Source organism: Paenibacillus sp. PL2-23 (genome assembly GCF_040834005.1).
GTDB lineage: Bacteria > Bacillota > Bacilli > Paenibacillales > Paenibacillaceae > Pristimantibacillus.
The window spans coordinates 3017902-3031952 of the sequence record NZ_CP162129.1; the positions used below are offsets into that span (position 1 = coordinate 3017902).

Consider the following 14051-nt stretch of genomic DNA (forward strand, 5'->3'; position numbering starts at 1 on the left):
GCAGGGAGATGATGAGGAATGAACGAAAACGGGAGTATAGCATTGTCTTGGCTGGAGGAGCGCCCCGCTCTGCCTGCCGGCGTTACCTGGGGGGTGCCGTGGAAGCGGGGAGAGCTGGAGCGGGGCACGCCGCTAACGCTGCGGGGCATCCATGAATCAAGCGTTCCTCTGCAGACCTGGCCGACGGCATATTGGCCGGATGGAAGCGTGAAGTGGACGGCACATGCGGCATCGCTGGCAGCTGGTTCGGCCCAGCCAGGTTATACGCTGCAGAGGTGCACCGGTACGGAGGCTGCTTCGGCAAGCCTGACGGTGCTGGAGAGGGACGAGTATATCGAAGTCGATACCGGCGCTGTCGTCTGCCGACTAAGCCGCTCCGGCTCATCCGTCATTCAAGCGCTGCAAATCGGCGGGAAGACGGTATGCTCAAGCGGAGAGCTGGTCGGCATGCGCGAGGAGCAGCATGCCACATCAGGCCGCAGAATGCTTCTGCAGGAGACGCTGCATAGCGTCGTTGAACGAGCATCGGTGGAGCAGGATGGTCCGATCAGAGCTGTCGTGAAGCTGGAGGGGCGTCATCAAGCATCCAACAGCGAACGCAAGTGGCTGCCGTTCACGCTGAGGTTCATATTCTATACGCAGCAAGCCTCGGTTCGCGTTGTCCATACCTTCCTATACGACGGCAATCCGCATCAGGATTTCCTGAGGGGTCTCGGCATTCGCTTCCATGTTCCAATGAGCGGGCCATTGTATAACAGGCATGTCCGCCTGGCCGGCGACACCGGCTGGTTCAGCGAATCGCCCAAGGGGCTGATGACATTCCGGCTGCCCGATAGACAGCGCGAGCTATATGAGCTGCAGACAGCGGGCTCATACATCGCCCTTGACAGAGAGGAGGACACTGAGCTGTTGGCGCTGCTGAACGATTCGCCGGAATGGGGCGATTTCAAGCTGAGCCAGAACGCCTCGGATTCGTACACGATTCAGAAGCGAACGAAGGAAGGCTGCAGCTGGATTTCCGCGGTGTCCGGGAGGAGGTCAGGCGGTCTGCTCTACGCTGGGAGCGAAGGAGGAGGCTTGGCGATAGGGGTGCGCCGATTCTGGGAGAAGTTCCCCTCCAGCCTGGAGGCATCGGGTCTCACGGGCGATGAGGCGGCGTTGACGGCCTGGTTCTGGCCACCCGATGCTCCTGCGATGGATTTGAGGCACTATGATACCGAAACGCATGTTCACTCCTGCTATGAAGGCGCAGATGAGCTGCGCAGCACGCCATACGGCGTGGGCAATACGAACGAGCTGACAATCTGGTGCTGCGAGCACTCGCCTAAGCATGACCTCCTGGATGCCATGGTTCGGGAGAAGGAGTCGCCGCCGCTGCTCGTCTGCGAGCCTTCACGTTATTACGAGACGAGAGCGCTTGGCCACTGGAGCCTCCCTGACCGCTCTACACCGGTGAAAGATCAGCTGGAGGATACCCTGGACCACTTGATCGGGTTCTATCAGGAGGAGATCGAGCAGCGAAGGTGGTACGGCTTCTGGGATTATGGAGACGTGATGCACAGCTACGATCCCGTCAGGCACACCTGGCGTTACGATGTCGGGGGCTGCGCCTGGCAGAATACGGAGCTGGCACCGAACATATGGCTGTGGTATATGTTCCTTCGCTCGGGGCGAGCGGACATCTTCCGACTGGCTGAGGCGATGACGAGGCATACGAGCGAGGTGGATGTGTATCACATCGGCGAATATGCGGGACTTGGCTCCCGGCATAACGTGCTGCACTGGGGCTGCGGCTGCAAGGAAGCGCGAATCGGGATGGCAGGCTTGCATACCTTTTATTATTATTTGACAGCGGACGAGCGGATTGGCGATATGATGGACGAGGCGAAGGATGCGGATTATGCCACCCTTCGACTGGACCCCATGCGTGCGTACTTCGGCAAGGACGAATTCCCCACGCACACGCGCAGCGGTCCGGACTGGGCAGCTTTCTGCTCGAATTGGCTCGCACAGTGGGAACGATATGAGGATACGTCCTACCGGGATAAAATGCTGCGGGGAGTCGAATGCCTGAAGGGGATGCCGTTCCGGCTGCTGTCCGGTCCCGTATTCGGGTACGAGCCCAAAACTGGCGAGCTCCTCTATATGGGAGAGGAGAACTATGGGCATCATCTCATGATCTGCATGGGCGGAGCGCAGGTGTGGGCGGAGATGGCGCATTTGCTGCAGGATCCGGAATGGGAGACCATGCTTGCGGAATACGGAGAGTTCTACAATCTGCCCAAGGAAGAGAAAATTCGCCGAACGTCAGGCGCGCTTCAAGGCAAGGATTGGAACATCCCTATGCTGTCTACCGCCATGATGGCCTTTGCCTCCATGAGATTGGCTAATGTCGAGCTTGCTCAGCAGGCATGGGCCTATCTGCTGCACAGTCCATACAATTGGAGCGTGAATATGCCCTTGGAATCCCAGGAGGTGCCTCGTCAGGCGTTCGTCCGGAGCATTCGTGAAATCCCTTGGATATCGACTAATACGGTCTCCCAATGGTCCATTAACGTCATTGTCTGTCTGGAGTGGATAGGCGAATATGTGCCTGAAGCATTGGATTCAATCGGCGAAAGGGGCGAAGCGACATCATGATACAGCTGGAAGCATTGGACCGAGGATTGGCTGCCATGTGTACTTCCGAGGGCATATTCCTAACGTGGCGATTGCTGGGACACGAAGCGACGGGCTCCTCCGCTTGCGGCCTAACCGGAACAGATTTCCGCGTTTATCGCGATGGTGTTCCTATCGCAGATGTGTTGGACAGCACCAATTATCTGGATCGCGGGGGCGACGCTGCCTCCGAATATACGGTATGCGCCGTTGCAGAAGGCCAAGAGCTGGATTGCAGCGCCGCGGTCACCCCTTGGAAGGAGGCTTACTGGGATATTCCGCTGAGCAAGCCTGCAGACGGCGTTACGCCTAAGGGTGAGTCCTATTCCTATTCGGCTAACGATATGAGTGTCGGCGATGTGGACGGAGACGGTCAATACGAGTATGTTGTGAAATGGGAGCCATCCAACGCCAAGGACAATTCCCATTCCGGCTATACAGGACCGGTCTACATAGACTGCTATAAGCTGGACGGCACCTTGCTCTATCGTATTGACCTTGGGGTCAATATTCGCGCAGGCGCCCATTACACACAGTTCTTGGTCTACGATTTCGACGGAGATGGCCGGTCTGAGCTCATGCTAAAGACAGCGCCGGGCACGAAGATGATACGCTTCGATGCTCAGGGCAATCCTTCTTCGGAAACATTCATCACGCTGCTGCCGGAGGACGAGGCCAGCGGCTATACCCATGAGGATGACTATCGGCTGAGCAGCTCCGATTATTACGAGCATATAGTAGGGCTGTTCATGAGCTGGCATAGTCATGAGGAGGTAATCTCCGGCCGCTGGCCCGCTTCCCTGGAGGAATGCTTCGGTATAGCGAAGCGATACAGCTATCCTCTGTCGCGTATGGAGGCAGAGGTCCTGGCTGATTATTTCATGGATGAGTATGCGCCTGGCCGAAGCAGCCGTAACCAGCTTCGGCAATCGGAAGGATTTGTGCTGAGCGGTCCGGAATATTTGACCGTGTTCAATGGCCTGACGGGAGAGGAGCTTCAGACCATTCGCTACAAGCCCGGACGGCATGACGACGGGCTGATGTGGGGCGACTACTCCTGGACCCGTATTGAGCCGGGCAACCGTGCGGATCGTTTCCTGGCCGGTGTGGCGTATCTGGACGGGAAGAAGCCTTCCGCCATATTCGCCAGAGGCTACTACACCCGGTCTACAGTCGTCGCCTACTCCTGGAATGGCAGCGAGCTGCTAGAGCAGTGGTATGTCGACAGCGGCTGGGTGGAGATGAATAACCCGTTCAACGACACCCTCCATACGCAGGATGGCCGGAACGGGGCGTTCGGGGCGCTCGCCAGACAAGGAGCTCACTCTCTCAGTGTGGCCGATGTGGACGGCGACGGCTGTCAGGAGATTATCTACGGCGCGGCGACGATCGACCATGACGGGACCATATTGTACAGCTCTGCGGGAGTAATGCCGGAGGGCAGCAGGCTGCCAGGACTGAAGGTCAAGCTGGGACACGGCGACGCTCTGCATGTGGCGAAGGTCGACCCCGACCGTCCGGGTCTTGAAATCTTCATGGTGCACGAGGGCGGGGCCGGGGTGCCTTACGGCTACACGCTTCGGGATGCCCGCACAGGCGAGGTGCTGTTCGGAGCTCCCGCGGACGGTGACGTGGGACGGGGCATGATCGGCCAGGTGGATCCCGCGCACCGCGGCCTGCAAACCTGGTCTAGCGAAGACATTCACAGCCAGGAATCCTTCGGCTTGCTGTCGGCGAAGGGCAAGAAGCTGGGCGACCAGGCTCCAGGCACCAACATGAGCATTCGGTGGGCCGCCGACATGACGACACAGCTTGTAAGCGGCTCCTTCCATGAGCCCGTTGTTATTGACGATTGGATACGAGGCCGTCTGCTGAGGGCGGAAGGCTGCCGCTCCAACAACGGGACCAAGGGCAATCCTTGCCTCGTCGCGGATGTATGGGGAGATTGGAGAGAGGAGCTTCTCGTCCGAACGTCGGACAGCTCCGCCATCCGCATCTACGTCAGCACGGAGCTCACGGACCGCAAGCTGTATACACTGATGCATGATGCGCAGTACAGAGTCGGCGTCGCTTGGCAGAATGTCGTATATAATCAGCCCTGTTATCCAAGCTTCTACCTGGCGTCGGATCTTGACTGGACTCAGGTCCCGCTACCGCAAATCTATTGTCCGCGATATACTGGAACTAGCGGATCATATTTGCATGAATAAAGAGGTGTCAACTGATGACGATAGCTCCATTGGAAGCTGAAGCAGATTTGAAGGCGGAACTGAACATTATTGAGAAGTGGGAGCAGAGCCAGAAGGATCTTTTTTTCTGGGAGAAGCTCGGCAGGCTGCCCTTCGCCATCCTGGATCGAATGACACCGAAATTCATTCAGGATAAGATTGGGACCGCCCTTGACGAAATCGGAAGCTATATCCAGAATGGCGGCCGTTATCTGGTCAGCAAGGAGCAGCTGTACCGGAGATTTTTCCCACAATACGACATGGACGAGACAGCCTGCATGGAGCGAATCGCGCAGCTGCCGCTGAACAGAATGGATGAAATGGCTGACGGCATCATGCAATCCAGCAGCAATGCGGCGACCGTACAGGGGGCAACAACGGGTATCGGCGGATTATTTACGCTGGCCATCGACATTCCTCTCCTGCTAGGCCTCTCGCTGAAAGCGCTGCAGGAAATCGCCATAAGCTACGGCTATGATCCAACTCATAAATCGGAACGAATCTTCATCGTGAAGTGCCTGCAATTCTCCTCCTCCGTCATCGTGGGCAAAAAAGCGATTCTTGAGGATTTAGCCGCCTTTCATTCCGGAGAGAGGAGCGGCCAGGTTATTTCCCAGCTTCAGGGCTGGCGCGAGGTTATGGTCACGTACAGGGACAACTTCGGGTGGAAAAAGCTGTTTCAGATGATTCCCATCGCAGGTATGCTGTTCGGCGCATTCCTCAATCGTTCAACTCTCCAGGACGTGACGGAAGCAGGCAAAATGATGTACCGCAAGCGTAGAATTATGGAGAAGCTTAAACATTACAATCCATCCAGCACTTGACTTTGAGTGAATGCTAAGTGGTATCATGGATTCGTCAAGCGAATAGCGCATGAATCTTGAAAGCGGGGGATATGAAATGGACTATGTGAAACTGGGCAATACCGGCTTGGATGTATCTCGGATCTGCCTAGGCTGCATGAGCTTTGGCGTAGCCGAGAGGTGGTCGCATCCCTGGGTGCTGAACGAAGCGGACAGCCGTCCCATTATCAAGCGAGCTTTGGAGCTCGGTATCAATTTTTTTGATACGGCTAATATTTATTCCATGGGGACAAGTGAAGAGATTGTGGGACGGGCCCTCAAGGATTACGCCAATCGGGATGAGATTGTCATCGCGTCGAAGGTTCATTTCCGTATGCACGAAGGACCCAATGGTGCAGGCTTATCCCGCAAGGCAATCATGAGCGAGATCGATAAGAGCTTGATGCGGCTGGGCACTGATTATGTGGATCTGTACCAGATTCACCGCTGGGATTACAATACGCCGATTGAAGAAACGATGGAAGCGCTGCACGATGTGGTGAAAGCAGGGAAAGCAAGATACATAGGGGCTTCCGCCATGTATGCCTGGCAGTTCCTGAAGGCGCTGCATGTCGCGGATCTGCGTGGCTGGACTCGATTTGTCTCCATGCAGAACCATCTGAACCTAATATACCGAGAGGAAGAACGGGAGATGATGCCGCTCTGCAGGGAAGAAAAAATCGGCGTTATCCCGTATAGCCCGCTAGCTTCCGGTAGACTGGCCAGAGAGTGGTCCGTAACGACTTCTCGTTCCAAGACCGACCAAGCGCAGAAATGGAAATATGACGCAACTGCCGAAGTCGACCGCGTCATAGCCGATCGGGTAGCTGAAATCGCTGAGAAACGCGGTGTTGCCCGCTCCCAGATTGCTCTTGCCTGGCTGCTGCAGAAAGAAGCCGTATCCGCTCCAATCATTGGCGTAACCAGCATTCCACAGCTTGAGGAATCGATAGGCGCCCTAACGGTATCCTTAACGCCGGATGAAATTACAACATTAGAGGAAAGCTATGTGCCGCATCGAGTAGTCGGAGCGCTATAGCTCTCCGATATTAAGCTGGCGCATGGAGGTTGGCTATGGATCGCAGCATTCGCAAGATGCCTTATGGCTATAGTGACGAGAAGGACTCCTCATCACGTAAGGGAACGCTTGTGTATTATGATACGTTCCAGGACGTATCGGATCAGCAGCTGGAGCGGGCTGCGCTGCTCGCAAGGGAGCGCAGCTTCGCGAAGCTTGTGCTGTACCCGCTGCATGAGGAGACGGCAAGACGCATGTGGAAGCGTCCAATGGAGCCGTATTACAAGCGGGAAGACCGATTGTTCCAATGGCGGCGGGAACGTGATGACAGCAACCGCATCACCATTGAGAATTGGGAGGGGAAGCGGAAGAAATATACTCCAATTGAAGCGGCGCTTCGTCATCTGGCGGAGCAGTATCCACAGCCAATAATGCTCTATGTATCACCGGAGACGGCTAATGCGTTCGCCTCATTCAGCTCGTTCGAGGAGTGGATCGTCAAGCTCCGTCTGCTCATAAGCGAACCTTTACCTGCACCGCACCCGAAGCTGCTAACATATCGACATAGATGGGATGTTCAAGAGAACGGATGACAGCTGACGAATCGTCGGCTGTTTTTTTTATCTTGAGCATCAAAGTTACCCAAGCGGAAAATGAACAGATACTTGCAACCATGAAGGTTGTCACGCCGTTTATAACAATAGATATTACCAAGAAAATGGCGGGACTCCATCATTACCTACTTCATTAAATCAAAAATTGACTTTTGATTGGGAGAAGAAGAATATTATTCATGTGGGGGTTAGATTGGATGAGAAAGACGATATTATTACTTAGTTCGTTGTGTTTATTGGGTTTTGGAATGATTGGTCAAGTTTCAGCGAAGTCAAATGGCTTTATCGATGTAAAGGAAGGGCAATGGTATGCTCAATCTGTAGCTTGGGCAACCGAAAACAAGATTATTGTTGGATTCCCAGACGGTACATTTAGGCCTGATGACCATGTTACAGAGGAGCAGTTCCTGACTATGTTGGGAAGAGTAAACAACCTAAAGAAATCTCCTTATGAAGATGCTGAAGAAAGAAATATGCCATTGTATTATAAACTTAGCCTGCCTTTAGATCGGAATGAAGTGGCCGTTTACTTAGCTGCTAATTTGGGCTTGGCCCATGAAAAAGATATCGTTTCGGAGTCAATATCCTTCTTGTACAAACAGAAGATTGCACGTGGCACGAGCAGTAACGGGGAAGTCGACATTCAACATTACCAGGGAACAAAATTACTTACAAGAGCCGAGGCGGTAACCATGATTCAACGTACAGTTGATACAGGTTTATCCCTGAGAGCAACATTGAATGAACAACCTAAGATTAAATATCCAAAATCCGTTATTATGAATTCTAACGCACCAATTCAATTCACTGAAGTAATCTCAAACTTACCTGCTATCTCTGGACTAGAACTGAGAACTGGTCAATATGATCACATGTTCTCTGCTGTAGATATTTTTGAAGAACAGTATAATGGAGAGAATTCTGCCTCATTTATTTTACACACGACAAAAAATAACTTGGTGACAATATTTATTCGTCACGAATCCGAAGCCGCTTTGACGGCAACCAGAGAGGTACTGTCCCTTTACATTGAACAGGCAGAGGCAGAGGAAGTGCTTGAAAAATATCTGGAGTTAAGAGCTCAATCCAATTCTAATGATACTTTCAATTATGAAACAAACTCTGAATATACAATCAAAATATCTAAAGTGGAGATCGCTATTTCCCTTTAAATATAACCGGTGATTGGTGGTGATTATTTTGAATAAACCACGGTTAGGCTTCATACTTTCGATGACATTCCTTTATCTAACGGCATGTTCAAACAACGATTCACTAACGAATCCAACCATCAGCCCAAATCACTCAATTGATAGTACGGCCCCGACTTCAGACATAACTTCTGGATACTTAAAGTACGAAAGCAATGACGGTTGGTCCATACAGTATCCAAAACTATGGGATCAATTGAGTGATACGACACTTAGTGAAACGAGTACTGGCAAGTACCTGTCTATCCGTAAATTCGATATCCCGGAAGATGGTACGGAAGAGTGGGTAAATTCCGAAATTGAGCGAACTCTTTCATTTGAGGAAGCCAGCAATATTCTACTCGAAGATGTTACAAAAGAAACGATTGAAGGGGCGTCTTTGTACCGATATTCCATTCAATCGACATATCAGAAGGATTCAATAACAGTCTTCAAGAACGCAGTATATGTATATGACCATCATATTTATAAACTACACGCAGCTGTCCCGCCTTTATCGAATGAAGAATTCGAACAAATGATCACATCATTCACTATCAAAGAAAAATAGAAACATCACAAATAAAGCAGCCGATTGCGGTTGCTTTATTTGTGATGAATCAAGATAGTCTATAACTTGTTATTGGGGGAGGCTACAAGCCTTATATAATGTGTAACACCATATAACAATTCAGATAGAATAAAGCATTTCCACGATATATACATATGTACAAAATACGAGTTTTGTGAAAAAGTAGTAATGCAAATCCCGGGAGGCTGTTGTCACCATACGTTCTTAATAGAAATTCATTTGTTCAAACTCCATCTCATTCATATAATTTCCAATTGCTTGTATCCGCTCACGATTCATCTGTTGCAGGCACTGGACAAATCTCAATTGCCACTCTATTTGATGCTCATTTTCCAATAACAGGATAGAAGACAAATCAAGAGTCTCGCTTCGCAGCTCTTCATAAAAAACGATTTTCCCCAGAATAGCCAACTCCATATCGCCAAACGCATGGAAGAGAGCAACATACTCATCCCCGTAAAGGCAGTCCGATTCAAGCATATCTAGGTAGTCATGGAAGAATTGGAAGTTAGACAAAATTAGCTTGACTTTCTCCTCCTTCCTCTTGCATGCCATAATCTGATGCAACAGTTTTCTCAATTGGATATCGCTCATTCTGTCTTTTTCAGTGAACTTTAAAACTAAAGATTTCGATCCTTCCTCCCTTTCTGTAATAATGATAGTCCGCAAGCTGTTGTGTTTTGCAGCATTGGCCACTCTCTGAACGAGGTTTTCTTTATACCCATTCATATATTCCTTCAATTGGGAATGTAAAGCTAATTTTTGCTGAAGACTTATCATCGCATCAGAAATGACGGATCGAATTTGGGATTCAGTGAGGCTCATGAATTGCTGTTCTAAACGTTTGTATTGACTCTCCGAAATCCTAACCTCATCGCCTTCTCCCCCTGATAATATCGAGAATATCGCATTATTCAGCATAAGCTCATAAATATTGAACAGCTCAATTCGATAATTGAACCTGCATTCCCTTCCGTAGTGAACCAGTAATTCCAATAGTTCTTTTTGATCGAACAGAGAGCAAAACTCAGTCTCCATCTTCAGCCGTTCCATGTACTGCTTCATATAGAAAACTCCTTGAAGCTGCATGTCATCTATAGCCAGCGGGTAATCGATACTGGCCATCGTATTGTGGGCATCGAAGATAATACCGTATTTCCTGAGAAAGACAGGTAGTGACTCATCAATGGTCATATTGTAGGCGACGACTGGAATTTCCAGTTTATTGGCCATAATTTCCTTATATAGCTGTTTGGTCTCTATAAAGCATTGACTGACCTTTTCCACGCCTCTTTCATAGATTCGGCGAACATCAATCGTTTTGAGATAAGTAAGCGCCTTCTCTGGCTCATCGAAACTGTACAGATACGCGTCTGAAGCATACATGATGGAGGTCAGAATATTTTCTGCTGTTTCCGTGGTGACTGATGTGCTTTCTCCTTGGGTGTATCTGTTAATCAGCTCCTGCAGGATCTGCATGAACACATTCTGAATACGCAGCATCTCATGGCTCGAGAGAAACCCTGCTCGCAAGCCTGCGTTCATTAAGGAAATCGTATATTGATTTCTATGCAACTGAGATTTACGAATGCCGCCTTGAATGTACAACTCGCCCTTTTCATTTAGATTTTCAGATCCCAATTTTCATCTTCTCCTTCAAGAAAAGATTCTTTCATCAGTTGCCTTCGGAACTCTTCGGCATACTCTTCAAGTCTGCTTTTTAACAAATCTAATGACCCCTCGCAATCATTTTCAAACACTTCCTTCATCTTATGGACGAGCTTCATGTCACCGATTTTGTCTTCTGTTTCATTTTTAAGATAATAAAAAATCTCATGCAGCTCATTTAGAGCATCTACATAGTTTTCCTGTTGAATGAACGATGACTTCGAGAACTCCTCAATGAACTCCTTGGTTACTTCAATGCCCAATTCAACCCGACCATAGCCGTACAGGACCTGGCTTCTTGCCGCTATCATACATTGAACATCCTTCAGAGTCAGAACCAGGCCATACTCCTGGGTCTTCTCGTTCAAATCCAGGATTTCTGTTAAATGCTCTTCTTGCATAGACACATACAATGAGTTGAAAATCCGTGACAAATACAATCAGCTCCCCCCTTTTCAACAAGAGGCCTCATTTAGTTATTGACAAAGTAATTAACATGTGGTATAATTAATTTTTAACTTATAAATATTTTAAACAACTTTTCCGTTTTTGTCAAATGGATCGTTCAAAAAGAGAAGCTTGCAGCCATACAAAGTGAGGTTGATTCATGGTCATTCTAATCCAACCTTTTTTTGTAATCAGTGACTCCTTTGATGCGAATAAATTACCTTTTACGGTTTTGGGTCGTGTTCACAAATAACCTATCACCCTCATCTTCTCCAAGCAAGCTTGTAATTCTAACTCGTAAGGCATCGACTCTTTTTGAGAACAAACTCCCCGTTACAATCTTATCATTCTAAATTATCTCCTTTGTTTATTGGGTTGCACGCTTTTCTCATATAAGAACAACAATCATCTTAGGTACTTTCATTTAATAAACAACCATCATTGTTTACATAATAATATTTATGTATTTTTTTCTAATTATAATAACTTCACCCCTTACAAATTGAAAAGCGGTAGCTTGGACGTGAACATCGCCGAAGCTACCGCTTATTACTCACCTAAGCTCTCACAATAAGCTTATCCCCATCATTTTCCGCCCGGACTGGACGCAGCACCGATTGGTCAACTTCCACCTCTTCGCCAAGCGACATCAAATATTCGTACATCTCTCTGCTGCGAACTGGTTTCGCCTGTTCAGCAACCTGTACAGCTGGCTCATGTCCAGCGATGCTTACAATCCAAGCCGAATACCAACGACCCAGCCCCTTCAGCATGAACGGAACCAGTACTGTGAACACAAGACCCACACCGCCGGCAATCCAGGAGCGTTCAGCAGATGTAAGGCTCCAATTGAACAAATGGTTCAGCCTCCAATCATCCGCGAATAGATCGAAGGCGAACAGTCGCATGCTTACTTCATATGCAGCGGGTGATAAAAGCACTGCTAACGCCGTAACAGGCAATACGATAGCGAAAGTAAACATGAGTACACTGATTGGAAGCTGCAGCAGTCCGAACAGGATGCCACGGTATGATTGGCCATCCTTCATAATTGACGCCAGCCATGATCTCCAGCTCTGATGCTCAGATGATGACGAGCTTTGTGTCACATTGGCATGTTCGGACAGCTTTCTCCCTTGCAACCAGGCTGCAACACGGTCCCCCTCCCCGAGCATGATCGTTCGGCTCAACATCAAGGTAAAGGCAAGCAATGGTATGCCAATCAGAACTGCCGATAATGGTAAGCTTATAGCCAGTCCAGCAACGATTACAACAAAAGCGGCAATTCCTTTCGGAAGTGACAGGATTAACATTTTCCATGCCTCGTAAGCACTCTGTTTCTTCATCATGATTAACCACACTTTCTCGTTATGTTGATACCATTGTAGCTGTAATAGCCTTATTCTAACCTCCATCCGACGGACGGGATTTAAGCCGGACCTTGGTCCAGTATCCACGATAGCGTTCCAATAGTGCCTTTCCGCAGCATAATTGCTATAATAGAAATTGCATGAAATCTATATTTCATGCAATTTCGACTACAAGCGATCGGACGGTTAGAACAAACATGTACATCTCAGATATTAACGAAAATTATGAGCAAGAATTAAACCTTTTCCTTGTCTACCTCAAGGACCGCGGTTATTCCAAGGAAACACAAACCGCATACCTTCATGATGTGAGACATTTCTTGAAACATTTGAATGGAAAACAAGTCGCAGACGTAACTGAGATTGACGTCATGTCTCATCTCACCCAGGTTCGCGAATCCGGAGCTGGCGGTCGATATCGTAATCGGTGTCAATCTACAATCAGACTTTTTTATAAAGTGATGATTAGATTCAAGGTGACCTCCCATAACCCTACACTAGAAATTGAGAAGGCCAAGGTAGAAAAGAAAAAAAAGCCAACCTATCTGCAGAAGCCTTTCCTCGATGCTTGTCTGCAGCTCGTGGATGGCAGATATCTAACTCGCGATATTGCGATCATTGCTCTAATGGCACATGCTGGACTTCGAGTTAGCGAAATCGTACGGTTGAATATTCAAGACTTTGACTTAGAGGGCAAACAGCTTGCCGTATTGGGCAAAGGGGAAAAATGGCGCTACATTCCCCTTCCCGATGAACTCCATCAGCTTCTGCAAATAACGATCAATGAGCGTATTCCACCCAATAACAGCAAGGATAAAGATGCTTTGTTTGTCTCCCAATTCCGAAGAAGAATCAGTAAGCGTATGGTTCAATGCGTTGCCGAAAAAACGTTTGCAGCCTTAGTAGAAACCTACCCGCAAATGGCTGGGTTGCCGCTCTCTGCACACAAGCTTCGTCATTCCTTCGCGACGGACTTGCTGCGCAATGGCGCTGATCTCAGAACCGTTCAAGAGCTGCTGGGTCATGAGGATATATCGACTACACAAATATATACCCATGTGCTCGACGAAGCCAAAGAACGCGCCATGAATAACGTGCGTCCCTCGATTCCGATGATTGTTAAAAAGAAATCAAATTATAATTCACGAAATTGAATACATAATTTTAGTTATGTTAACTTATTAATTTTACTGGTTCTACACTCATTTAGTTGTTGCTGCAACGAACTCCAAGGAGGTGGGTAAATTGAAAATAAATCAGATAAGAAAATCCCCCTTATCATTAATAGCTATAAAGATTGTCCTTATATTTGTTAGATGTATACTATTTGACGGAAAAAGATATTCGGGCCTATCTTAGCTCTTTTTATGATAGGCTTCATTCAGAAGATAATATAGTCAAATAACTCACGAACAAAATATAAA

11 protein-coding genes are annotated in these 14051 nt (G+C 48.7%); 8 read left to right on the forward strand and 3 right to left on the reverse strand.

The annotated features are described in order from the left end of the window. Positions 1-18 precede the first annotated feature (18 nt). The 7 genes from AB1S56_RS13120 to AB1S56_RS13150 all read left to right on the forward strand — a co-directional run bounded on the left by AB1S56_RS13120 (position 19) and on the right by AB1S56_RS13150 (position 9121). Positions 19-2640: a hypothetical protein gene (locus AB1S56_RS13120; protein WP_340868879.1), complete on the forward strand. Its 2622-nt coding sequence runs from the start codon at positions 19-21 to the stop codon at positions 2638-2640. Beyond that, positions 2637-4868 (forward strand): rhamnogalacturonan lyase, encoded by a 2232-nt coding sequence (locus AB1S56_RS13125; protein ID WP_340868877.1) that lies wholly within the window; start codon positions 2637-2639, stop codon positions 4866-4868. Before AB1S56_RS13120 ends, AB1S56_RS13125 begins: the two co-directional genes overlap by 4 nt. A gap of 14 nt (positions 4869-4882) precedes the next feature. Continuing rightward, positions 4883-5710: an EcsC family protein gene (locus tag AB1S56_RS13130; RefSeq protein ID WP_340868875.1), complete on the forward strand. Its 828-nt coding sequence runs from the start codon at positions 4883-4885 to the stop codon at positions 5708-5710. A gap of 76 nt (positions 5711-5786) precedes the next feature. Further along, positions 5787-6767: an aldo/keto reductase gene (locus tag AB1S56_RS13135; protein WP_340868874.1), complete on the forward strand. Its 981-nt coding sequence runs from the start codon at positions 5787-5789 to the stop codon at positions 6765-6767. Positions 6768-6802: 35 nt separating this feature from the next. Next, entirely contained in the window at positions 6803-7339 is a 537-nt protein-coding gene (locus AB1S56_RS13140; protein WP_340868873.1) for a hypothetical protein, read from the forward strand. A gap of 218 nt (positions 7340-7557) precedes the next feature. Then, positions 7558-8532 (forward strand): S-layer homology domain-containing protein, encoded by a 975-nt coding sequence (locus AB1S56_RS13145; protein WP_340868872.1) that lies wholly within the window; start codon positions 7558-7560, stop codon positions 8530-8532. Between the two features lie 28 nt (positions 8533-8560). Further along, positions 8561-9121: a hypothetical protein gene (locus tag AB1S56_RS13150; RefSeq protein ID WP_340868870.1), complete on the forward strand. Its 561-nt coding sequence runs from the start codon at positions 8561-8563 to the stop codon at positions 9119-9121. 225 nt (positions 9122-9346) lie between these two features. Here the strand turns inward: AB1S56_RS13150 and AB1S56_RS13155 are convergent, their stop codons facing one another. The 3 genes from AB1S56_RS13155 to AB1S56_RS13165 all read right to left on the reverse strand — a co-directional run bounded on the left by AB1S56_RS13155 (position 9347) and on the right by AB1S56_RS13165 (position 12606). Further along, positions 9347-10783, reverse strand: a complete 1437-nt coding sequence (locus AB1S56_RS13155) for a DUF6179 domain-containing protein (protein ID WP_340868869.1) — start codon at positions 10781-10783, stop codon at positions 9347-9349. Then, a complete protein-coding gene (locus AB1S56_RS13160) occupies positions 10765-11244 on the reverse strand; it encodes a DUF6323 family protein (protein WP_367903361.1) in 480 nt (159 codons plus the stop codon). The genes AB1S56_RS13155 and AB1S56_RS13160 overlap by 19 nt, the downstream gene beginning before the upstream one ends. Positions 11245-11814: 570 nt before the next feature. Continuing rightward, the gene (locus AB1S56_RS13165) at positions 11815-12606 is read right to left on the reverse strand and encodes a sensor domain-containing protein (protein WP_340868864.1); all 792 of its coding nucleotides are present in this window, start codon (positions 12604-12606) and stop codon (positions 11815-11817) included. A 218-nt stretch (positions 12607-12824) separates the two neighbouring features. Here AB1S56_RS13165 and AB1S56_RS13170 point away from each other — a divergent pair, with 218 nt between their 5' ends. Further along, entirely contained in the window at positions 12825-13781 is a 957-nt protein-coding gene (locus tag AB1S56_RS13170; protein WP_340868863.1) for a tyrosine-type recombinase/integrase, read from the forward strand. The last annotated feature ends 270 nt before the right edge of the window (positions 13782-14051 follow it).

Excerpts from the sequence above, each read along its gene's own strand:
- AB1S56_RS13120 (WP_340868879.1), top strand. The coding sequence starts at position 19 with ATGAACGAAAACGGGAGTATAGCATTGTCTTGGCTGGAGGAGCGCCCC.
- AB1S56_RS13125 (WP_340868877.1), top strand. The coding sequence starts at position 2,637 with ATGATACAGCTGGAAGCATTGGACCGAGGATTGGCTGCCATGTGTACT.
- AB1S56_RS13130 (WP_340868875.1), top strand. The coding sequence starts at position 4,883 with ATGACGATAGCTCCATTGGAAGCTGAAGCAGATTTGAAGGCGGAACTG.
- AB1S56_RS13135 (WP_340868874.1), top strand. The coding sequence starts at position 5,787 with ATGGACTATGTGAAACTGGGCAATACCGGCTTGGATGTATCTCGGATC.
- AB1S56_RS13140 (WP_340868873.1), top strand. The coding sequence starts at position 6,803 with ATGGATCGCAGCATTCGCAAGATGCCTTATGGCTATAGTGACGAGAAG.
- AB1S56_RS13145 (WP_340868872.1), top strand. The coding sequence starts at position 7,558 with ATGAGAAAGACGATATTATTACTTAGTTCGTTGTGTTTATTGGGTTTT.
- AB1S56_RS13165 (WP_340868864.1), bottom strand. The coding sequence starts at position 12,606 with ATGATGAAGAAACAGAGTGCTTACGAGGCATGGAAAATGTTAATCCTG.
- AB1S56_RS13170 (WP_340868863.1), top strand. The coding sequence starts at position 12,825 with ATGTACATCTCAGATATTAACGAAAATTATGAGCAAGAATTAAACCTT.